General features: G+C 65.1%; 1 protein-coding gene. It reads right to left on the bottom strand.

Going from position 1 to position 578, the window contains the following annotated elements:
- Positions 1-451 (bottom strand): Bug family tripartite tricarboxylate transporter substrate binding protein (locus AC1D1T_RS32945; protein ID WP_477993574.1); only part of this gene is annotated, 451 nt, incomplete at its 3' end.
- Positions 452-578: the final 127 nt, after the last annotated feature.

The following is a 578-nucleotide window of genomic DNA, read 5'->3' as shown; positions in this document are numbered from 1 at the left end:
ACTTGACGCTGCCGGGGTCCTTCTTCATCTGCTCGACGACGTCCTTCATCGTCTTCAGCGGCGAGTTGGCCGGCACGACGAACACGTTGTACTCGGCCAGCAGGCGCGCCACCGGCGTCGCGTCATTCAGCGTGATCGGCGGCTTGTTCTGCACGATCGCGCCAACCATGATGGCGCCGACGACGATCATCGCGTTCGGGTCGCCCTTCGATGCGTTCGCGAACTGGGCCAGGCCGATCGTGCCGCCGGCGCCACCCTTGTTCTCATAGGTGATCGAGCCGGCGACGCCCGCTTCCTGCATGGCCTTGCCGATGYCGCGGCCGGTCTGGTCGTAGCCGCCACCGGGGTTGGCGCCGATCATCACCTTGAAGTTGTCCTGGGCGAACACGGCCGCGGAGGCGGTCGCAAGGGCCAGCGGCAACAGMACGGTTTTGAGCAAGAGGCGTCGCATGAATAAGTCTCCTTGAGGGGGAATGCACTGAACAGAGGCGCCATCCTGAGCGCAGCAGCGCCCGGTTACATCCGGGCAAGCCCTGGGGTGCCGGCATGAGACTGTCAGACGGCTGTCATTCCCGGTC

It is taken from the genome of Rhizobacter sp. P2_H3, from assembly GCF_056403355.1.
The sequence above is the reverse complement of the archived record's forward strand: the minus strand, read 5'-3'. Positions and strand labels throughout refer to the sequence as shown.